General features: G+C 71.9%; 14 protein-coding genes, 2 tRNA genes, 1 pseudogene and 1 riboswitch. Of the genes and pseudogenes, 7 read left to right on the top strand and 10 right to left on the bottom strand.

Annotated elements, in window-relative coordinates:
• Positions 1-20 precede the first annotated feature (20 nt).
• Positions 21-425, top strand: a complete 405-nt coding sequence (locus ISG29_RS17205) for a nitroreductase family deazaflavin-dependent oxidoreductase (protein ID WP_194504688.1) — start codon at positions 21-23, stop codon at positions 423-425.
• Between the two features lie 6 nt (positions 426-431).
• Here ISG29_RS17205 and ISG29_RS17200 read toward each other — a convergent pair whose 3' ends face one another.
• The gene (locus tag ISG29_RS17200; RefSeq protein ID WP_194504687.1) at positions 432-965 is read right to left on the bottom strand and encodes a pyridoxamine 5'-phosphate oxidase family protein; all 534 of its coding nucleotides are present in this window, start codon (positions 963-965) and stop codon (positions 432-434) included.
• Positions 966-1011: 46 nt separating this feature from the next.
• Positions 1012-2001 (bottom strand): FKBP-type peptidyl-prolyl cis-trans isomerase, encoded by a 990-nt coding sequence (locus ISG29_RS21755; RefSeq protein WP_194504686.1) that lies wholly within the window; start codon positions 1999-2001, stop codon positions 1012-1014.
• 122 nt (positions 2002-2123) lie between these two features.
• Here ISG29_RS21755 and ISG29_RS17190 point away from each other — a divergent pair, with 122 nt between their 5' ends.
• A complete protein-coding gene (locus ISG29_RS17190) occupies positions 2124-3614 on the top strand; it encodes a hypothetical protein (protein WP_207793277.1) in 1491 nt (496 codons plus the stop codon).
• Positions 3615-3886: 272 nt separating this feature from the next.
• On the top strand, positions 3887-7243 hold the full coding sequence (locus ISG29_RS17185; protein ID WP_194504685.1) for a response regulator: 3357 nt from the start codon (positions 3887-3889) through the stop codon (positions 7241-7243).
• A gap of 142 nt (positions 7244-7385) precedes the next feature.
• On the opposite strand, the gene ISG29_RS17180 is transcribed toward ISG29_RS17185, so the two are convergent.
• Positions 7386-7459: transfer RNA gene (locus tag ISG29_RS17180), tRNA-Ile, on the bottom strand.
• Positions 7460-7775: 316 nt separating this feature from the next.
• On the opposite strand from ISG29_RS17180, the gene ISG29_RS17175 reads away from it, so the two are divergent.
• The 3 genes from ISG29_RS17175 to ISG29_RS17165 all read left to right on the top strand — a co-directional run bounded on the left by ISG29_RS17175 (position 7776) and on the right by ISG29_RS17165 (position 11793).
• The gene (locus tag ISG29_RS17175; RefSeq protein WP_194504684.1) at positions 7776-8792 is read left to right on the top strand and encodes a cytochrome c oxidase assembly protein; all 1017 of its coding nucleotides are present in this window, start codon (positions 7776-7778) and stop codon (positions 8790-8792) included.
• Positions 8793-9027: 235 nt separating this feature from the next.
• Entirely contained in the window at positions 9028-11328 is a 2301-nt protein-coding gene (locus ISG29_RS17170) for a heavy metal translocating P-type ATPase (RefSeq protein WP_328829638.1), read from the top strand.
• A 207-nt stretch (positions 11329-11535) separates the two neighbouring features.
• The gene (locus ISG29_RS17165; protein ID WP_194504682.1) at positions 11536-11793 is read left to right on the top strand and encodes a DUF3072 domain-containing protein; all 258 of its coding nucleotides are present in this window, start codon (positions 11536-11538) and stop codon (positions 11791-11793) included.
• An 83-nt stretch (positions 11794-11876) separates the two neighbouring features.
• On the opposite strand, the gene ISG29_RS17160 is transcribed toward ISG29_RS17165, so the two are convergent.
• From ISG29_RS17160 to ISG29_RS17140, 6 genes and pseudogenes are all read right to left on the bottom strand, one after another.
• Positions 11877-11949 (bottom strand) — tRNA-Asn (locus ISG29_RS17160).
• A gap of 79 nt (positions 11950-12028) precedes the next feature.
• Positions 12029-12532 carry a hypothetical protein gene (locus ISG29_RS17155; protein WP_194504681.1) on the bottom strand — a complete coding sequence of 168 codons (504 nt, stop codon included), beginning with the start codon at positions 12530-12532 and terminating at the stop codon, positions 12029-12031.
• Between the two features lie 20 nt (positions 12533-12552).
• Positions 12553-14799, bottom strand: a complete 2247-nt coding sequence (locus tag ISG29_RS17150) for a toprim domain-containing protein (RefSeq protein WP_235960272.1) — start codon at positions 14797-14799, stop codon at positions 12553-12555.
• Positions 14800-15216: 417 nt separating this feature from the next.
• Positions 15217-15402 (bottom strand): annotated as a pseudogene (locus ISG29_RS21065) (CHC2 zinc finger domain-containing protein); the annotation flags it as partial.
• A 30-nt stretch (positions 15403-15432) separates the two neighbouring features.
• Entirely contained in the window at positions 15433-16362 is a 930-nt protein-coding gene (locus ISG29_RS17145; protein WP_194504679.1) for a 2-hydroxyacid dehydrogenase, read from the bottom strand.
• A gap of 10 nt (positions 16363-16372) precedes the next feature.
• On the bottom strand, positions 16373-17656 hold the full coding sequence (locus ISG29_RS17140) for a deoxyguanosinetriphosphate triphosphohydrolase (RefSeq protein ID WP_194504678.1): 1284 nt from the start codon (positions 17654-17656) through the stop codon (positions 16373-16375).
• Positions 17657-17690: 34 nt separating this feature from the next.
• A riboswitch (ZMP/ZTP riboswitch) is annotated at positions 17691-17767 on the top strand.
• Positions 17768-17784: 17 nt separating this feature from the next.
• On the opposite strand from ISG29_RS17140, the gene ISG29_RS17135 reads away from it, so the two are divergent.
• Positions 17785-18654, top strand: a complete 870-nt coding sequence (locus tag ISG29_RS17135) for a metallophosphoesterase family protein (RefSeq protein WP_194504677.1) — start codon at positions 17785-17787, stop codon at positions 18652-18654.
• Positions 18655-18816: 162 nt separating this feature from the next.
• Here the strand turns inward: ISG29_RS17135 and ISG29_RS17130 are convergent, their stop codons facing one another.
• Positions 18817-19758 carry a hypothetical protein gene (locus ISG29_RS17130; protein WP_194504676.1) on the bottom strand — a complete coding sequence of 314 codons (942 nt, stop codon included), beginning with the start codon at positions 19756-19758 and terminating at the stop codon, positions 18817-18819.
• Positions 19759-19929: the final 171 nt, after the last annotated feature.

Raw genomic sequence — 19929 nt, 5'->3', positions numbered from 1 at the left:
CAGGGACGTAGGTTCGCGTCATGAGCGACTGGAACGACCAGATCATCGCCGAGTTCCGCGCCCACGAGGGCCGGGTCGGCGGCCAGTTCGAGGGAGCGCCGCTGTTGCTCCTGCACAGCACCGGCGCCAGGAGCGGGCAGGAGCGGGTGAGCCCGATGATGTACCAGGCGGTGGACGACGGCTACGCCGTGTTCGCGTCGAAGGCGGGCGCGCCCACCAACCCGGACTGGTACCACAATCTCGTGGCGAACCCGGAGGCCTCGATCGAGGTCGGCACCGACACGGTCGAGGTGACCGCGCGCGTGCTCGACCCGGCGGAACGAGAACCAGTGTGGGAGAAGCAGAAGCGCGACTACCCCGGCTTCGCCGACTACGAGTCGAAGACCGACCGCGTCATCCCCGTCGTGCTGCTGACCCGGCGCTGAGCTCGGTCACTGCGGACGCGGCGTGAGCCCGCGCTCGGCCATGAGTTCGTCGTACTTCCAGGCGTAGCCGATCATCCAGTGCGGCCGGTACCGGTAGATCCGGATGTCGTCGCCCCACTCCAGCGGCGACCCGCCGTAGTGCTGCGTCCAGTGCGCGAGGGTCTCGTCGAAGTCGCCGTCGCCCTGCGCCAACTCCTCCACGTGACCGTGGCTGAACACGGCGAGCTGCTCGTTGTCGACGTGAGCCACGCTCGCCGCGGGGCGATCGCGCAGGTGCCTGGCCTTGGCGGCCGTACCCGAGGTGCTGAACGACCATGTGCCGTGCAGGAAGTGCCCGTCGACGGCACTGATGCGCGGCTCACCCGACGCGGTCACGGTGGCGACCGACAGCACCCTCATCCCGGTGAGCAGTGCCACGAGGTCGGAGGCCGCGAGCACGCGTCTGCCCCCGATGATGCTGCGCAGGTGCTCGGTGGACCCTGCGTGCGAGGCGTCGAGGAGCTGCTGGAGCGCCTCGACCTCGGCGTCGGACTCGTACATCTGTGTGACGGTAACCCGACGCCGAGGCCTTGAGCGACCGGAGGGGCTACTGCGCCTTCACGACGTCGATGACGAACCAGAGCGTGGCGTTGCCGGGGATGGTGGAGCCGCTGCCCTGCGCGCCGTAGCCGAAGGCGGGTGGCATCTGGAGCAGCACCCGGCTGCCGACCTTGACGCCCGTCAGCCCGATGCCCCAGCCCTGGACGAGGCCGCTGAGCGGCTGGGTGAGCGGCTGGCCCTTGGAGTAGCTCTCGTCGAACGGGGCCTTGGCCTGGTAGGTCTCACCGAGGTAGTTGACGGTGACGGTGTCGGTGGCCTTGACCGCCGGACCGCTGCCCTGCTTGAGCACGACGCGCTGCACCGGGGTGGTGAGCTTGGGCTTCGAGATGCCGCTGAAGTCGAGACCGGTCGGCTGGCCGTTCTTCTCGACCACGGTCGGCTGGGTCGAGGCCGGGGCGTTGTGCACCTTGGAGTCGGACGGCGTGGGCGAGGTGGGCGCCTTCTTCACCAGGTCGGCGACGATGACGAGGCTGTCGTCGGCGCCCACCCCCATCTGCGAGTTGCCGCTCGTGCCGAACAGCGTCGAGGCAGGCGCCACGATGGCGACTCGGCTGCCGTACGTAGCACCGTCGAAGAGCTGGCCGAGCACGTCGGGCAGCTGGTCGCTGACCGGGATCGGCTCGGCGGTGCCCTGGTCGTAGTCGCTGTAGGCGGCCTTCTTCGTGGTGCCGTCGCCGATCCAGAGGTAGGTCGAGACCGTGTCGCCGCTGGCGATCTCCTCGCCCGAGCCCTCGACCAGGGTCGTGGCCTTGGGCGTCGTCGGGGCCTTGACCTCGTCCTCCCACTTCGGGGTGATCTCCTTGCCGACATCGCCGGTGAAGCTCACGCCGTCGAGCGAGCCCGAGGACGCCGAGGCCGACGACGACGCGTCGTCCTTCGCGGAGTCCGAGGAGTCGCCACCGCAGGCCACGAGAGCCGGGGACAGCAGGACGGTCAGGGCGAGAGCAGCCGCTGGGCGGTGCAGACGTCGAGGCACGAGACAACCTTCCAGAAAGGGGGAACCGCCACCGTAGCCAGCGAGCCTGAGCGGACCCTGTGGCGGCCCGGCGCGGACCAGAGCCACTAGCCTCGGGCTGCCACGCGCCCGGAGGGGGTGGATTGAGCGTGCCGCAGGACGAGTTCGGCGACTTCCAGACGCCGCTGCCGCTGGCGACCCAGTGCTTGCGGGTGCTCGGACTGCCCGACGACGCCCGGGTGCTCGAGCCCACCTGCGGGCGCGGGGCGTTCCTGGAGGCGGCGGCCGCCCTCAGCCCGGCGTCCGAGCGGCTGGGGCTCGAGCGGCACCCGGCGTACGTGGAGGAGGCGTCGCGCTGGGGCGAGGTGCGCGAGGCCAACGTGTTCGAGGTCGCGTTCGGCGACCTCCCGTGGCGCACGCAGGGGCCGCTCGTGGTCGTCGGCAACCCGCCGTGGGTGACCTCGGCCGCGCTGGCGCGGCTGGGCTCGGACAACCTGCCGGTCAAGTCGAATCGCCGCGGCGCGCGCGGGATCGACGCCCTGCTCGGCTCGTCGAACTTCGACGTGTGCGAGTACGTGATCGAGAAGATCCTCACCGAGCACCGGGGTGAGCCGATGAGTCTCGGGATGCTGTGCAAGACGCAGGTGGCACGCAACCTGCTCGCGTATGCGGCGGCGTCCGGTCTGCCCGTCACGGACTCGGCGGTGTACCGCGTCGACTCGACGCGGTGGTTCGGCGCGAACGTCGACGCCTGCTGGCTGGTGATGCGACTGGACCCTGGCGCGACGCCGCGCTACGTGACATCGGTGTGGGACGACGTGTTCGCGCCGCACGCGACGCCGTCGCGGCGGTTCGGGGTCGTGGACGGCCTCCTCGTGGCCGACGTCGACCGGTACTCGAGCGTGCGCGAGGGCGACGGGATCTGCCCGTACGAGTGGCGCTCCGGGCTCAAGCACGACGCCGCGGCCGTGTTCGAGCTCGTGGCCGCCTCCGGGCCGACCACGCGTGACGGTCGAGTGCTCGAGGTGGAGTCGGAGTACCTGCTGCCGCTGCTCAAGAGCACCGACGTGTTCCGCGGCCGGCACCGCGAGCTCAGCCGCTGGGTGATCGTGCCGCAGCGGACCTTCGGCGAGGAGACCGCCTCACTGGAGCAGCGCGCACCCCGGTTGTGGGCCTACCTGCTCTCGCACGCCCGGGTGCTCGATGCTCGCCGTTCCTCGATCTACCGCAATCGGCCACGCTTCACCGTGTTCGGGCACGGCGAGTACACCTACGCCCCGTACAAGGTGGCGGTGTCGGGGCTGCACGAGCAGCCGGTCTTCCGGCTGGTGGCGCCGCTCGCCGACCGGCCCGTCGTACTCGACGACACCTGCTACTTCCTGCCCTTCTCCGACCCGACCGAGGCGGCGCTCGTGACCGCTGCCTTGAACAGCAAGGGCTGCCGCGACCTCATCGAGTCGCTGGTCTTTTGGGACGCCAAGCGCCCGATCACCAAGCGACTGCTGTCACGGCTCGACCTGCGTCGACTGCCCCACGACCGCGACGACCTGCTCGCGCGCGCCGCCGGCCTCGCCCGTGAGGCCGGGCTCGGATGGGACGACGAGTGGGCCAGCGGCCTGCTGAGGGGCTGGTAGGGCGGCATGCGGGTGCTGGCGGCACGGCGAGCCGCTCGGTCGCCCTGGGCGAGTCCGGTCGGTCGCGAAACCACCGGACCCCACGGCCTCGCGACGTAGGCTGGGCGCACCCCGCAGGTCGGCGCGGAACGGTGCGCCGGTCCCGGTCGGCGCCCTGCACCGACCGGGACCACCCTCGTGGGGTGGCGGCCGTCACTGCGTCGTCCAGACGACACGACTCAAAGAGCCCCCTGGCGAGTCGTCGGCTCGGTACGGTCTGGATGGAGGGATGCATGCTGACGGGAGAGCAGTGGAGCCGGCGCGTCATGGACGCGGCGGACGAGGGCATCTGGGTCGTTGACCCCCAGGGCCGGACGGTCGACGCGAACGCAGCGGCGGCCCGGCTGCTGGGTCGCGCACTCGAGGAGATGCCCGGCCTCTCGGTCGCCGAGACCCTCGACGACCTGGGCCGCGCACAGTGGCAGGCGCACCTCGACGCCGTGCGTCGCTCCGGGGCGAGCGTCGGGGACCACCACGAGGTCGAGTGCCTCTTGCACCGTCCCGACGGCACCGAGTTGTGGGCCACGGTCCGCCAGGGGTTCCTCCTCGACGAGACCGGCGGGCTCGAAGCCCTCGTGCTGACCTTCACCGACCACAGCGAGCGGCGCCGACTGCTCGCCGAGTTGCGTCTCATTGAGCAGCGCCAGCGCGAAGCCGAGTACATCGCCCGGCTCGGCTCCTGGACCTGGAGCCCAGACGGGGGCTTCCAGTTCAGCGAGGGCGTCCGGCGTCTCTACGGCGATCGGGTCGAGCAGGTCTTCGCCTCCTACGACTCGTTCCTCGCGGCGCTCCACCCCGAGGACGTCGATCGCGTGCAGGCGGCGGTCACGGCGGCCGGTGAGGCCGGCGAGCCCTTCGAGTTCGAGGCTCGCGTGCACGGCCCGCACGGTTGGATGTGGATCCGCGGCCGGGGGTTGTCGGAGTACGACGCCGACGGCACGCTCGTCAGCGTCACCGGTGTGCACCAGGACATCACGCGGGCCCGTGACACCGACGACGCACTGCAAGATCTCGTCACCCAGAACTCCCTCATGCAGGCCTTGGCCACCGCCGCCAACGAGGCGACGTCCTTGCACGACGTCCTCGGCCAGGCCAAGCACCTGGTGCTGCTGCACGACGACTGGGACCGCGCCCGTGCCTACACCCCGGACGGGCTCGGCGGGCTGAGCCCCTACCACGTCGACGACGCCGACCGCCTCGAGGACGAGCAGCAGACCGAGCCGGGCCTGCTTGCCCGCGAACGACGAGCCGCCGCGGACGCCCTGAACAGCCGCGAGGCGGTGTGGGACGACGAGACCCGGCTCACCGTGGCCTTCCCGATCCTGCTCGACGACGAGGTGGTGGCGGTCGTGGCCATCACCTCGCGCCCGCCGCTGTACCGGCACGAGATGATCGCGTCGATGACCACCCAGGTCGCCGACCAGCTTGCCCGGGTGGCCGAGCGGGAGCGGCAGGCACTCGCCGTGGCCGAGGCGCGTGACCGCGCCGTCGAAGCGTCGCGGCACAAGTCGGAGTTCCTCGCCACGATGAGCCACGAGATCCGCACCCCGCTCAACGGCATCGTCGGGCTCACCGAGTTGCTGGGCCGCACCCAGCTCGACGACAAGCAACGGCATCTCGTCTCCGGCGTCGACCTCTCCGGTCGTCAGCTCATGGCCGTCATCAACGACATCCTCGACTTCTCCAAGATCGAGGCGGGTCACCTCTCGCTCGAGGAGGTCGACTTCGAGGTGCGCACGGTGCTCGACCAGGTGTCGGGCGTCGTCGGCGAGGCCGCGCGCGCGAAGGGCCTGGACCTCGGTGTCTCCTGCGCCCCCGACGTCCCCGAGGTCGTCAACGGCGACCCCACCCGGCTGCTGCAGGTGCTCATCAACCTGGGGTCGAACGCGGTGAAGTTCACCTCCAGCGGCGGCGTCGACATCCGTGCCAGTGTGGTGGCGACGGCAGACCAGGGCCGGGGGCTCGTGCTGGGCGTGGAGGTGCGCGACACCGGCGTGGGCGTGGACCCGGAGCGCGCGGCGTCCATCTTCCAGCCCTTCAGCCAGGCCGATGCCTCGACCACCCGGCGCTACGGGGGCACCGGACTCGGCCTGGCCATCTGCCGCGAGATCGTGACCGCCACGGGCGGCGACATCGGGGTGCGGCCGGCGCAAGGCGGCGGCTCGGTCTTCTGGTTCGAGATGCCGTTGGCCTCCTCGCGCGGCACCCGCATGGACGACCCCGCGGCGGGCGTGCGCACCCAGCTCGAGGGGCTCCAGGTGCTCGTGGTCGATGACGTGGCGACGAACCGGGAGATCCTCACCGAACAGCTGTCGTGGTGGGGCGTCGACCCCATCGCCGTGCCCGACGCGGCGTCCGCGCTGCAGGTGGTCAGACAGCGTCGCGTCGACGTCGTGGTGCTCGACATGGCGATGCCGGAGATCGACGGGTTGATGCTGGCCGACCTGCTGCGCCGCGAACCCGCGACCGGCGATGCTCGCCTGGTCATGCTGACCTCGGGCCTACCGCTGCCCTCTGCCACGCTCGCCGAGCACGGCATCCGTGAATGCCTGAGCAAGCCCGTGCCGTCGGGCGCGCTGCGCGACCTCCTCCTGCGCGTGCGCCCCGGGGTCACGCGGGGCGAGGTCGGTGTCGCCGAGACCATGGTCACCCGCCCCGGCCGCGTGCTCGTGGTCGAGGACAACGAGATCAACCGCGTGGTCGCGACGGGCTTCTTGGAGTCGTGGGGGCTGCGTCCCGATACGGCCGTCGACGGAGTCGAGGCGCTCGAGATGCTGGAGCGCTCGAGCTATGACCTGGTGCTCATGGACGTGCAGATGCCGCGCCTCGACGGCTACGCGACGACCCGGGCGCTGCGCGAGCGGGAGCGCGCGGGCGACGCACGCCGCACCCCCGTGGTGGCCATGACCGCCTCGGCGGTCCGCGGGGAGCGCGAGCGAGCCCTCGAGGCCGGCATGGACGACTTCTTGACCAAACCCGTCGTGGGCGTGCGTCTGAGCGCGGTGGTCGAGCGCTGGCTGCCGACGGTCGAGACGACCGAGGATCCCGCTGCCCCCGACGATCCGGGGGCTGCGGATGCGGGGGCTGCGGGTGCGGGGGCTGCCGATGCGGGGGCTGCGGATGCGGGGACTGCGGATGCGGGGGCTGCGGATGCGGGGGCTGCCGGTCCGGCGCCGGGAGCCGAGGCGAACGCGGCGGCCCCGCCCGCCGACGCGTCGCTCGTCGTCCTCGACGTCGAGCGCCTCGACGAGCTCGCCGAGTTGAGCCCGGACGGCCGTTACCTGCGCACCGCCGTGGGCCGCTTCGGCGACCGCGCGACGGCGCTCGTCGACGACGTGCGCGACGCCCCCGACGAGGAGTCTCGCGGCCGTGCGGCGCACGCCCTGGCCGGTGCCGCCTCGAACCTCGGCCTGGTGCGGCTGACCGACCTCGCCCGGGGTATCGAGACCCGGGCCCGCGCCGGCGAGGTGGGCCCGACCCCGCCCGACCTGGAGGAAGCCAGCCTGCGCGAGGCCCTCGAGGAGGGTCAGGCCGCCCTCACGATGTACGTCGCCGATCGCGGCTGGGCCGACCAGGAGCCCTCGCCGTAGGAGCACCGCCCCTGGAACCACACCGGGCGGGTCGGGCTCGGTTGCTCAACCTCGGGCCGTCTGACGCACGGTCGCACGGGCGCGGCCCGGTGTGAGAGCGAGATCCGATCTCACACCGGGTTCTCCCTCGCCTCGAGGCTCGTGGGGCGGGTGGGGCTTGAACCCACGACCCAAGGATTATGAGTCCTCTGCTCTGACCGACTGAGCTACCGCCCCGGGTGCCGGGCTCGACCCGGACAGGCGTGACCGTACCGGGCCAGCGGCAACGCCGGCCCACTACGTCCCCCCACGTCGGCCCGTGGGCGACCCGGTCTGGCCGCGGACGCCGTCGGGCCCCACGTCCGGGGGGAGACGTGGGGCCCGTGACCGTCACTCGGGGGATGGCCGCGATCATGGCCCGTGGCGGTATGAACAGCATGCCCCGACGCAGGGTGATACACACCACATTTCACCCTGACGGGTGATGCCGTCGGCCGTGTGGCGCCCGACTTGTCCAGACCGGTGCCTAGCATGGCCGCGTGGGTGAGCGCTGATGCAACCGTTGACGGCCGCGGACCTGCCTCCCCTGACCTGGGCACGGTTCGCCTCGTCGTGGTCACTGGAGCCGGTCTGGCTGATTGTCTGCGCAACGTTGGCGACCGGCTACCTCGTCGCGTTCCGCACCGCCGCGCACCAGGGTCGCCGGTTGCCCCTCTGGCGCGCGGTGTCCTTCTGCGCGGGGACGTCGACCGCGTGGGTCGTCGTCGCCTCCGCCGTCGGCGGGTACTCGACGTCCCTGTTCTGGATGCACATGGTCATGCATCTCGCATTGATCATGCTCGTGCCCGCCCTGCTGGTGCTCGGGCGGCCGCTGACCGTGCTCGTCGCGGCGACCTCGGCCGGCGCCGACAGCGGCCTGGCCCACGCCCTGCGCGGCCGCCTAACCGGGACGCTCCTCTCCCCCGCCGCGGGCCTGGTGGTCTACACCCTCGTCGTGGTGGGCACCCACCTCACCGACTTCCTCGACCAGGTCGTGGTGCATCCCTGGCTCGCGGACGGCGAGCAGGCGCTCTACGTGGTCGCCGGCGTCCTGTTCCTGATGCCGTTGCTGGGCGACGAGCCGCTGCGCAGGGATCCTTCGCACCTCTTCAGACTCGGTCTGCTGGTGGTCGCGATGGTGCCCGACACGATCGTGGGGATCGTGTTGCTCCAGGCCTCGGCGGCGCCCTTCCCGGGCATGATCGCCGCCCGGCCGGCGTGGGCACTGGACGGTCTCGACGACGTGCACGTGGGTGGTGCGCTCATGTGGGCCGGCGGCGACGCGCTGATGATGGCCATCGCGGTGGCCCTGGTCATCGCGATCGTCACCTCGCCCGCGCGCCGAGCGCACATGATCGGTCCGTGGCTGGAGGGGGTGCGCGCGAGCACGCTCTCGGAGCGGTCGGCCTTCGACTCCCCTCCGGACGACGCCGCGAGCGGTCCGCACGCCCCCGTCGACGCCGACAGCGACGAGGCGTTCGAGGCCTACAACGCCATGCTCGCCCGACTGCGCGGGAGCGAGGAATCGTGACCCCAGCGGCCCTCGACACGTCGTGCAACGGCCGGCCGGCGACGATCGCCAGCACCCACGCCCGTCGCCTTCTGAACGCAGGAGCGCGGCCCCGCCACGACGCGGGGCCAGAGCATGTCGATCCTGCCCGGGCACCTGAGCGCGCGGGTGCCGCGCCGGGGCCGGTCGCGACCCGGGAGGAATGGGGACACGACGGGCATCAGCCCCTTCCCGGCGCAGTTGGACGGTCGAGTCGGTGAGCAGTCAGTCGGTCGACTCCCCCGCCGCACCGCTCGACACCGAGACCGTCGTGCTCACCGTCACCGGCATGACCTGCGGCGCCTGTGCCGTCCGCGTGCAGCGCAAGCTGGGCAAGCTCGACGGGGTGCAGGCCGCGGTCAACTACGCCACCGGCCGGGCCCGCGTCTCGGTGCCCGCGGGGCTCGAGGTCGGCGTCTTGGTGGAGGCGGTCGAGAAGGCCGGCTACGGCGCCGAGCCGCTCGGCGCCGGCGGCACCCGAGCAGACGCCGGCGCCCAGCGCGACGCCGTGCGCTCGCTGTGGCCGCGCCTCGCCGTGGCCATGCTGCTGTGTGCCCCGCTCGGCGACCTCTCCTTCGAGATGGTGTTGGCCCCTCAGCTGCGGTTCCCTGGCTGGCAGTGGCTCCTACTGGCGCTGACCCTGCCCCTGGTCACCTGGTGCGCGTGGCCCTTCCATCGGGCAGCCGTGCGCGCGGCCCGGCACCGCACGACCTCGATGGACACCCTCGTCTCGCTCGGACTGGTCGCCGCCACCGGCTGGTCGGTGTACACGATGTTCTTCGTCGACGCCGACACCGAGGGCGTCAGCGCCTGGGGACTGCTGTTCCGGCCCAGCGGCTCGATCTACCTCGACGTCTGCGCCGGCGTCACGACGTTCGTGCTCGCCGGCCGTCTCGCCGAGGCACGCTCGAAGCAGAGTGCCGGCGAGGCGCTGCGCGAACTGGCCTCGGCGCGGCAGCGCGACGTGTCCTTGCTGCTGCCCGACGGCACCGAGCAGCGCGTTCCCGTGGAGGCGCTCGACGAGGGCGACCTCTTCGTCGTCCGCCCCGGCGAGCAGGTGGCGACCGACGGCGAGGTGATCGACGGCCTGGCCGGGGTCGACGCGCACGCGATGACCGGCGAGTCCGCCCTGGCCACGGCCGAGACCGGCAGCAGCGTGCTCGGCGGCACCACGGCCGTCGACGGCCGGCTCACGGTACGTGCCACCCGGCGGGCCGCGGAGTCGGCCGTCGCCCAGCTGGTGGAGCTCGTCGAGCGCGCCCAGGGCGAGAAAGCCGCCGTGCAGCGGTTGGCCGACCGCGTCAGCAGCGTCTTCGTGCCCACCGTCATCGCGCTGGCCGTGGCGACCTGGGCCGTCTGGATGCTCGCCACCGGCTCACTGGTGCGCTCCTTCGACCCCGCCCTCTCCGTGCTCATCATCGCCTGCCCGTGCGCACTGGGTCTGGCGACGCCGATGGCACTCATGGTCGCCGCCGGCCGCGGTGCCCGCCTGGGCGTGTTCGTGAAGTCGCAGCAGGCCCTGGAGTCGGCACGCGCCATCGACACCGTCGTGCTCGACAAGACCGGCACCCTCACGCACGGTGCCATGACCGTGCGGGAGGTCGAGGTGGCGGCAACCGACGGCCTGGAGCCCGAGGGCCTGCTCCGGCTCGCGGCGGCCGTCGAGCAGGACGCCGAGCACGCTGTCGCGCGCGGCATCGTCGCCCACGCCTCGTCCCGGGGGCTCGACCTGCCCACCGTCGACGAGTTCGCCACGATGCCCGGGCTCGGTGCGCGTGGTATCGCCGCCGGGCACGCGGTGCTCGTCGGCTCGCCCCGGCTGCTCGCCCGGGGTGACCTGGCGTTGGGCGAGCCACTCGAGCGGTGGCATGCCCAGAGGGCGGCGGAGGGTGCCACGGTCGTGTTCGTCGTCGTCGACGGCGAGGTGGCCGGCGGCATCGCGCTCACCGACACCGTGCGCCCCAGTGCTGCCGCTGCGGTCGCCGAGCTGCACGCCCTCGGGCTGCGCACGGTGCTGCTCAGCGGCGACCACGAGGCAGCCGTACGAGCGACCGCCGACGCGGTGGGCATCGACGAGGTGCTCGCCGAGGTGCTGCCGGCCGACAAGGCGCAGGCCGTGGCCGACCTGCGCACCGCGGGGCGCTCTGTCGCGATGGTCGGCGACGGCATCAACGACGCGCCGGCCTTGGCCGGATCCGACCTGGGGCTGGCCATGATCGACGGCACGGAGGTGGCCATGGAAGCGGCCGACGTGCTGGTGCTCGGTGAGGATCTGCAGGCGGTGCCGGACGCCGTCCGGCTGGCACGGGCGACGCTGCGCACCATCCGGGGCAACCTGGTGTGGGCGTTCGGCTACAACGTCGCAGCGCTGCCCCTGGCGGCCGCCGGGCTGCTCAACCCGCTCGTCGCCGCCGCCGCGATGGCGCTCTCATCGTTGCTGGTGGTCACCAACAGCCTGCGACTGCGCTCCGTCGGTGGCGCCCGAACGTTGGTCACCGAGCGAGGTGTCCGGTCCTGACGGTGGTCCTGACGGCGATCCTGACGGCGGCCCGGCCGAGCCCGTGAACGGTGCCGTCGACACCGGACTCGACCCCCTGAGGCCGGCACCACGCCGGCGCGGTCACTCACGGGGCCGCTCGGCGACGCGGGTACGACGGGCTGGGGAACGCGGCCCCCTCACCCCGCGGGAGGAGCCGTGGTCGCCGGCGCGACGTAACGTGGACACATGCCTTCGAACACAGATACGAACGAGCCGAACCAGCCGACCGGGCCGGAGGTCATCGGCGCCGACACCCCGGACCCGTCAGCCACGGAGAAGGATCCAGACCAGTGGGTCACCGGCGACGAGCCGATGACCGGGGCGCAGCGCAGCTACCTCGACACGCTCGCCCGCGAGGCCGGCGAGACGTTGTCCACCGACCTCACCAAGGCCGAGGCGTCCGAGCACATCGACCGGCTTCAGCAGAAGACGGGCAAGGGCTGAGAGATCTGGCCCGCGGCCACCGACTCGACCGTCGCCGCGCAACGCCAAGGGCCCAGCGGCATGACCGCTGGGCCCTCACTCTGCTCCCCCGGTTGGACTCGAACCAACAACCCTCCGGTTAACAGCCGAATGCTCTGCCAGTTGAGCTACAGGGGATCGCTGTGCAGCGGGCACACACTAGCAACCGGGGCACGCGGCACCGAAATCGACCGACCCCGGGCGCGACGAGGGGCGGCTAGGCGTCGCCGACCATGTCGCGCGCCCGCCCCAGGGCCGTCCGGGCCGCCTCACGGACGGCGGGCGAGTCCGGGTCGACGCCCTCGTCGTACTCGTAGAGCCATCGCACCGGCTGGTCGCCGGCGGGGGCTCGGCGGGCGATGACGCGCAGGCCCCGACGTCCGGCGACGGGCACGTGCAGTTGGTAGACGACGCTCGCAGTGACGCGTTCGCGCAGGAGACCGAGCAGCCGGCCTGGGTCGACGAGCGTCCATGTGTGCTCGGGCCGCTGCTCGCCGAACGTGCCGACCTCGCTCAGCCGCAGCACCGAGGTCTCGGAGTCCCAGTCCGAGGCCTGGACCTGCTCCCAGGGGATCCGCGCCGAGGCGCTCCACCCGGTGTCGGACTCGCACTCGTAGAACGCGTCCCGCGTGCCCACCAGCACGATGCCCTCGACGGTGGTCGCCCACGCGAGCACCCGCTCCCTCGGGCCGACGTCGACCTGCGGACGGCCGCCGCGCACCCGAGACCCCAACCGACCCCTCACAACTCCACCAGCCGGTCGCGCAGCGCCCGACGGTGCTGCTCCAGAGCGGCGAGCTCGCCGAACATCTTGTTGTAGACCTCCACGTGCTCGACCGGGTTGGTGCGCTGGAGCTTGGACTTGACGGCGTCGATGCGCCGCGCGGTGGTGAGCTCGAGCAGCCGCAGCACGTGGTAGGCGACGTACTCGGCGTTCGGCTCCTTCTGGGTCTTCAGCGGCTCGACCGCCAGCGCCGCGATGGCCGAGGAGACCTCGGGTTGGTCGGCTGCGTCGCGCAGTCGCGCGGGCCACGACACATCGCCCGAGCCGGCGACCGGGCCACCCTGTGCGGCCACGACCTCCCATACCCCGCGGTAGACGGGGTGGGTGAAGTCGGCCGGACCGATGTCGCCGCTGCTGCGGCCGATCACCATCGGGTGCTGCACCACCAGCTTGAGCGTCTCTCGCTCCAGCCCGAACCGCGGATCGTCGAGCGGCGGCACCCGCCGGCGCTCGGACGACGCGGCTGCGGACGCCGGTTCTGCGCGAGCGCCGCGAGGGCCGGACGCGGCGTCCTGCGCCGGCCTGCTCGCCGCGCGCCGAACCTCGGCGCGGGCTTCGTCGGGGTCGACGCCCACCATCTGAGCGAGCTCACGGGTGAAGGCATCGACCTTGGCGCGGTCGCGCACGCTGCCGACCAGCTTGGCGCCCTCGCGCAGCGCGTCGACACGACTGTCGGCCCGGTCGAGGTCGAAGCCGGCCACCACCTCGGCGAGGGCGAAGCGGTAGAGCGGCATGCGCCGGGCCACGAGCTCGCGCACGGCCGCCGCGCCGGCCTCGAGGTCGCCGTCCTTGCTCAGACGCAGGTCGCACGGGTCGAGCCCGTTGGGCTCGACGGCCGCGTAGGTCTGGGAGACGAAGTTGCTGTCGCCCTTGAACGCCTTGAGGGCGGCGGCCCGGCCGGCGGCGTCGCCGTCGAAGGTGAAGATCACCTCGCCTCGCAGGTCGTCGTGCTCGTTGAGGAAGCGGCGCAGCACCCGGCTGTGCTCGTCGCCGAACGCCGTGCCGCAGGAGGCGACCGCGGTGCCGACCCCGGAGAGGTGGCAGGCCATCACGTCGGTGTAGCCCTCGACCACGACGGCCTGCCGGGTGCGGCCGATCTCCTTGCGCGCGAGGTCGATGCCGTAGAGCACCTGCGACTTCTTGTACAGCGGCGTCTCGGCGGTGTTGAGGTACTTGGCGTCGATGCGGTCGTCGTCGCGGATGCGGCGGGCACCGAAGCCGATGGTGTCGCCGCTCGGTTCGCGGATCGGCCACAGCAGCCGGCCACGGAACTTGTCGTACGGCGATCTCCCCACCGCGACCAGACCGCCGACCGTGAGCTCCTCGACCGTGAAGCCCTTGGACCGTAGGTGCTTGAACAGCGCCTCGCCCTCGTTCGGTGCGTAGCCGAGGCCGAAGGTGAGCGCGGCATCGCGGTCGAAGCCGCGATCGATGAGGAACTGCCGGGCCACCGCCGCCTCGGGCGAGTTCAGCTGCTCGGCGTACCACTCCTGGGCGGCGTTGTGAGCCTCGAGCAGCCGGTTGCGCCGCGGGCCCTGGGGCCGCTCGGCCGGCCCGTCGCCCTCCTCGCGCTGGAGCGCCACGCCGAACTTGTCGGCCAGCCGCTCGACGGCCTCCCCGAACGAGAGCGCGTCCATCTTCATGAGGAAGGTGATGACGTCGCCGCCCTCGCCGCAACCGAAGCAGTTGCCGGTCAGGATGTTGTCTTCGAGAGTGAAGGCGTGTCCGTCCTCGACCTCGGCGCAGAAGACCTCTTCGACGCGGTCGGTCCACTCGACCCGACGGACCACCCAGCCACGTCGAGCGAACTTCTTCTCGTTCTCCTCGAAACGGCGCCGGTGCTCGTCGATGAGGAAGAAGTCCTCCTGGAGATCCTCGGTCTCCAGGTGAACCCGGTGCAGCTCGGAAGGTTCGCCGTCGGGGAAACCCTGCCGGACCTGCGTGGTGATGCCGTAGGTGCCGATGCCCAGTCTCGTGCACACGTCGCGGACGAACTCGAGATCGGCCCCATCGGCCGAGTTCAAGATCGCGGTTCCGTCGTGCGCCACACAGCCATCGGCGGCGAAGTAGCCCGCCAGCCAGCCGTAGAGGTACGACACCGACTCAGAGAGTGGCGGGAGATCCTTGAAGAACGCCGGGAGGTCGTGCACCAAGAGGTTCGGTCCGGTGGCCGAGACGTGGCTGGTCGAGAACCACTTGAGCATCACCTCGTCCTTCGGCGGGCACAGCAGGGCTCTTGCGCCGGTGCCGGCGCGCGTGCCGTTCCCGTAGGTGAACCCGTGCGCGATGCCGAAGGGGGAGGGTCGGCTCCGGCGGATGCGGGACCGGGGGTACCTGGCCACCAGCGAGTGTCCGGGTGCGAGTTCGGCCGTCGTCAGTTCACGTTCCGCTGACCGCGTCGGCCCGGCCCGGACGAACCAGCGATGGCCGTCGGTGGCGTAGAGCTCCTTGGTCTGGCGGTCGCGCGTGAGCGTGATGTGCATCAGTCGCTGGGTGCCGTAGGACCGGAACGGAGCCGAGATCCAGTCCCCGTGCCGGTTGAGGACCGTGTGCTCGCCGCCCGCGAGCTCTGCGATCGGCCGCGGCCCTTGGGCCGTCAGGACGCGCGTCTCACCCGCCAGGCAATGGAAGAACCCGCGACTCGGTGTCACATGGAACGACGGCGTCTTCTCGTCGTGGAAGGGGCACAGCCCCTTCTGGGAGCCACCTCCGGCGTTGCGCAGCGCGACGTACTGGCTGACGACGTCGTCGATGTTGGCCTTCTCGCGCACCTCCGCGATGCTCTGCTCACGGATCCGGCCCACCACGGACGCGATCCTACGCAGGCGCGCCGAGGCTCAGTAGGCGCCGGTCATCACGTTGTGGAGAACCTCTCCCGCGGCGTACCGCTCGAGCTGCTCACGCACCAGCCGGTGGGCGCGCGGCCACATGGCGCTCGACGCACCGCCCACGTGCGGACTGATGAGCAGGTTCGGCGCACCCCACCACGGGCTGTCGGACGGCAAGGGCTCGGTGTCGACCACGTCGACAGCCGCGTGCAGCCGCTCGGAGCGCAGCTCTGCGAGCAGGGCGTCGGTGTCGACGACGCCGCCGCGGGCCATGTTGACCAGCAGCGCGTCGTCCTTCATACGGGCCAGGAACCCGGCGTCGACCAGTCCGCGGGTCTCGTCGGTGAGCGGCACGATGAGGATGACGACATCGGCGTCGGGCACGAGGTCGGGCAGCTCGGAGAACCCGTGGACCCAGCCGGCCTCGGTCTCACGCGCGGTGCGCGCCACCCGCACCACCTCGGTCTCGAAGGGCAGCAGCCGCGCCTCGATCGCCTGCCCGATGGAGCCGTAGCCGACCAGCAGCACCCGCTTGTCGGCGAGCGCCGGGCGCCAGCGGGTGTTCCAACGGTGCTCGTCCTGATCGCGGGTCATACCGGGGACGTCGCGCAGCGAGGCGAGGGTGAGGGCGAGGGTCAGCTCGGCGGTGGAGGTGTCGTGAATGCCGCGCCCGTTGCACAGCGTCACACCGGCCGGCACCCGGTCGCGCACGTTGTCGACGCCCGCCGAGAGCACCTGCACGACCTCGAGCGAGCCCATCTGCGGCAGTACGTCTCCCACGTCGGCGCTCATGCCGTACGGCGCCACGTAGAAGCGCACGTCGCTCACCGAGGCGGGCACCTGGTCGCGTGGGTCGACCACCTCGTAGCGCAACCCCGACGGCGGCTCGCCGAGCTCGCTGGGGTCGAACGGCAGCCAGACCAAGGGTGCGTCACTCACGCTCTCGAACCTACCGGGCGGGGTGGGCGCGCAACCGCTCCCACCGGGCGAGTGCGGAGGCGTCGGTGAGCGAGGCGACCTGGTCGATCACCACTCGAAGCCGCGCGGCGTCGTCCCTCGCCTCTCGCCAGTCGTCGGCGAAAGGCCGGTCCAGCGAGTCGGGCGCGCCCCCGACCAGCCCCTCCACCACCTCGGTGAGCAACTCGCGCTGGCGCTCCATGGCTCGCAGCCTGTCCTCGGCCTGCATCACGTAATGGGCCGCGATGCCCTTGAGCACGGCCATCTCCAGTCGCGAGCTCTCCGGCACGACCAGGTCGGCGCGGTAGCGCACGATCGGCCCGTCCGCCGAGGCGCGCGTGGCCTGCTGGGCGGCGCCGCAGAAGCGCCCGATGAGGTCGCTGGTGAGGTTCTTCAGCGCAGCCAGACTGCGCCGGCTGCCGTCGTGCGGGGTGGCGGGCCACGACTCCACCGAGCGGAGCCCGGACAAGACGTCGTCGAGCAGGTCGTCGCTCGCATCGGGGCGGTACCACGCACGCACGGTGTCCCACACCGCCGCCGTGTCGAGCGCCGTGAGGTCGATGCGTCCGGCGACGACGCCGTCCTCGACGTCGTGCACCGAGTAGGCGACGTCGTCGGCGAGGTCCATGACCTGCGCCTCCACGCAGCGCCGGATGCCGAACGGCGCCCCGCGTCGCAGCCAGGTGAACACCGGGAGGTCGTCGTCGAAGACCCCGAACTTGGCCACCTCTCGGGGCGAGCCGTCGGCGTGCACGCCGCCGGGCCTCTCCGCCTCGGCCAGGGGCCAGGGGTACTTCGTGCAGGCGTCGAGGGTGGCGCGCGTGAGGTTGAGGCCGGCCGAGCGGCCGCGCTCGTCGAACGTCTTGGACTCCAGCCGCGTCAGCAGCCGTAGCGTCTGGGCGTTGCCCTCGAACCCGCCGCAGTCGACCGCGAGGTCGGCGAGCACCCGCTCACCGTTGTGACCGAAGGGCGGGTGGCCGAGGTCGTGCGCGAGCGCGGCGGTCTCGGCGATGTCGGGCTGGCTGCCCAGGGCGCGGGAGAGATCGCGCGCCACCTGGGCCACCTCGAGGCTGTGGGTGAGCCGGTTGCGCACGAAGTCGTCGCTCTGCGGCCCCACCACCTGGGTCTTCGCAGCCAGCCGACGCGACGACGCCGCGTGCACCACCCGGGCGCGGTCGCGCTCGAACGGCGTGCGCTCGGGCGCCTCGACCCGCTTAGGCGGCTCGGGCACGATGCGCTCGCGGGCGGCCGCGTCGTAGAGCTGGTCGGCGTCCATCGGCGCGAGCCTAGAGCAGGCTGCTGCCGCTACCGTGAGCGCACACAACTGGCGCGGGTGGGACACCACCGGGGAGTGACGTCGCGAGCATCGACCGCCTGGGTGCTCACCACCGACCCGGGAGCGCCATGACCAGGATCCTGCACCTCTCCGACACCCACATCTCCCGCACCGGCCCCGACATGGACGGCGTCGACGCTGTCGGCGCCCTCGAAGGGCTGCTGCGCGACGTACGCCACGTGCCCGGCCTGGACGCCGTCGTCGTCAGCGGCGACGTAGCCGACGACGGCTCGGCGGCCGGATGCCACACCGTGCGCGAGCGGGTCGGGGCGTTCGCGGCGGGGCGAGGCATCCCGCACCTCTACTGCACCGGCAACCACGATGCTCGGTCAGCGTTCCGGGAGGCGTTGGGGTCGGGGCACCTCGGCCCTGGCGGGGAGAACCGCGGTCGTCCCCTGGCCGGAACGGAAGGCGCCTGCGCCGCGGTGAGCGAGATCGCCGGGGTCCGCGTGATCACGCTCGACAGCCTGGTGCCGGGGCAGACCCACGGCCTGCTGGGCGACCAGCAACTGGCGGCCCTCGCGGACGAGCTCGCCACGGCGTCCGAACGCGGCACCGCGCTGGTGCTGCACCACCCGCCGCTGGGCATCGAGTGGATCCCGAGCGTGAGACGCGTGGTGCTCCACGACATCGACGCGCTGGCGTCGGTGGTGCGGGGCAGCGAGGTGCGGGCGATCCTCACCGGCCACCTGCACTTCGCGCACCTCGGCCACCTGGCCGGCGTGCCCACGTGGGTCACCCCCGGCGTGGTGACCCGCATCGACACCACCGCTCCAGCCCACCTCGTGCGCGGCGTGCTCGGGGCCGGCGCGACCGTGGTCGATCTGCCGGACGACGGCGGCGCGCCCGGTTTCCACGTGCTGCACGCCCGTGATCATCGCGCCGGCGAGCAGGTGTACCTCTACGACGCCGAGACCGGCGCTGACGCGCGGGAGTAGGTCAGGCGGAGCAAGGAGCACGCTCATCGTGCTGCGCATGCGCCGCACGATGGAGCAGGCCGATGATCCAGGCACTCGGGGCGACGCTCGCCACCACCGATGCGCGCATGGCCCGCGCGCCCGGAGTCCGCGCTGGGGTCAGCGTGGCCGCCTGACGCTTTCTCAGTAGACCGACACGTGCACGTGGTCGTAGTGGTTGGCTGTGGTGGAGCCACGGTCCTCCATGCCGCGCCAGCCCTCGCTGGAGCGCTGCACCGACCAGATGTGCTGGGAGTAGATGACGTAGCTGACGCCCAGCTCGGAGGCGTGCGCACGGACGAAGTCCGCGATGGCCCAACCCTCGGAGCCCGAGACCATGATGTCGACCGCGTGCCCGGTGGCGTGGTCGGTCTCGCCGCCACGGAAGTAGCCGTAGGTGGAGATGTCCGGGAACGCCGCGCAGACGGCCTCGTGAACCTTCGCGGTGTTCGGGGCGACGCCGGAGTCGGCCGTGGTGCCGTTCGTACAGGCGCCCCCGAGCGACTGCTCCGCGGGGTCGGGCTTGTCGGCGCTGAGGTAGCCGTGGGTGACCCAGCGGCTGGCGCCGTCGATGACGACCTCGTCGCGACCTCCGGCCTCACGTCCGGTGATGAGCACCTTCTTGCCGCTCTTGAGCTCACCGGTCTTGTCAGCGCGCTCCCCCGGCGTGGTCCAGAGGTTGAGCGTGGCCGTGGTGAAGCGGTGCGTGTCGGCCGCCGCGATCGCCTTCTTCGTCAGGCGCGGAGACGTCGCCAGCTCCACCGCCGTCTTGGGCCGCAGCGACTCACCGTCGACGACCGGCGCATCGGCCAACCGGTCGCCGGACCGTGAGACCACGGCGTCGCGGGTGCTCCCGCTCGCGGTGGCCACACTGCGCAGGTCGGCCGCGGTCGTGACCGAGGCGTCGGAGCCGGGCAGGTGGGTGCCGACACCCACGGCGACGACTCCGGCGGTGGCGAGCACCGCCACGGAGGCCGCGGCGAGGGTCGATCGGCGGGGGCGACGCGCGAGAGGGCCGGTGGTTCCGGTCTCGTTAGAGCTGCTGGGGCGGGCATCGGTGTCCCGCTTGTGGCGCAGATAGGCCACAGCGCTGATCCTTTGCTGTCGGTGACATCTGTCTTGGCATGCTCTCGCCAGTGGCAGGGTGGTGCCGAGGCGAGGCGCAGTCCGTTACGAAAGCACAAGGTGGCGTTCGTTATCGAATCTTGACACGCCTTGCGCCGGGTGTTCCCGGTCACCCCCACCGACGGCTCTCGC

Origin of the sequence: Nocardioides acrostichi (genome assembly GCF_015319165.1) — a bacterium.
GTDB lineage: Bacteria > Actinomycetota > Actinomycetes > Propionibacteriales > Nocardioidaceae > Nocardioides > Nocardioides acrostichi.
Note: the sequence above shows the minus strand (reverse complement) of the source record. Positions and strands in the feature narration are given on the sequence as shown.

What these genes read in the sequence shown, in the direction of transcription:
- ISG29_RS17165 (WP_194504682.1), top strand. Translation starts at nt 11,536, where the DNA reads ATGCCTTCGAACACAGATACGAACGAGCCGAACCAGCCGACCGGGCCG.
- ISG29_RS17135 (WP_194504677.1), top strand. Translation starts at nt 17,785, where the DNA reads ATGACCAGGATCCTGCACCTCTCCGACACCCACATCTCCCGCACCGGC.
- ISG29_RS17185 (WP_194504685.1), top strand. Translation starts at nt 3,887, where the DNA reads ATGCTGACGGGAGAGCAGTGGAGCCGGCGCGTCATGGACGCGGCGGAC.
- ISG29_RS17175 (WP_194504684.1), top strand. Translation starts at nt 7,776, where the DNA reads ATGCAACCGTTGACGGCCGCGGACCTGCCTCCCCTGACCTGGGCACGG.
- ISG29_RS17140 (WP_194504678.1), bottom strand. Translation starts at nt 17,656, where the DNA reads ATGGACGCCGACCAGCTCTACGACGCGGCCGCCCGCGAGCGCATCGTG.
- ISG29_RS17205 (WP_194504688.1), top strand. Translation starts at nt 21, where the DNA reads ATGAGCGACTGGAACGACCAGATCATCGCCGAGTTCCGCGCCCACGAG.
- ISG29_RS17200 (WP_194504687.1), bottom strand. Translation starts at nt 965, where the DNA reads ATGTACGAGTCCGACGCCGAGGTCGAGGCGCTCCAGCAGCTCCTCGAC.
- ISG29_RS17150 (WP_235960272.1), bottom strand. Translation starts at nt 14,799, where the DNA reads ATGCTCAAGTGGTTCTCGACCAGCCACGTCTCGGCCACCGGACCGAAC.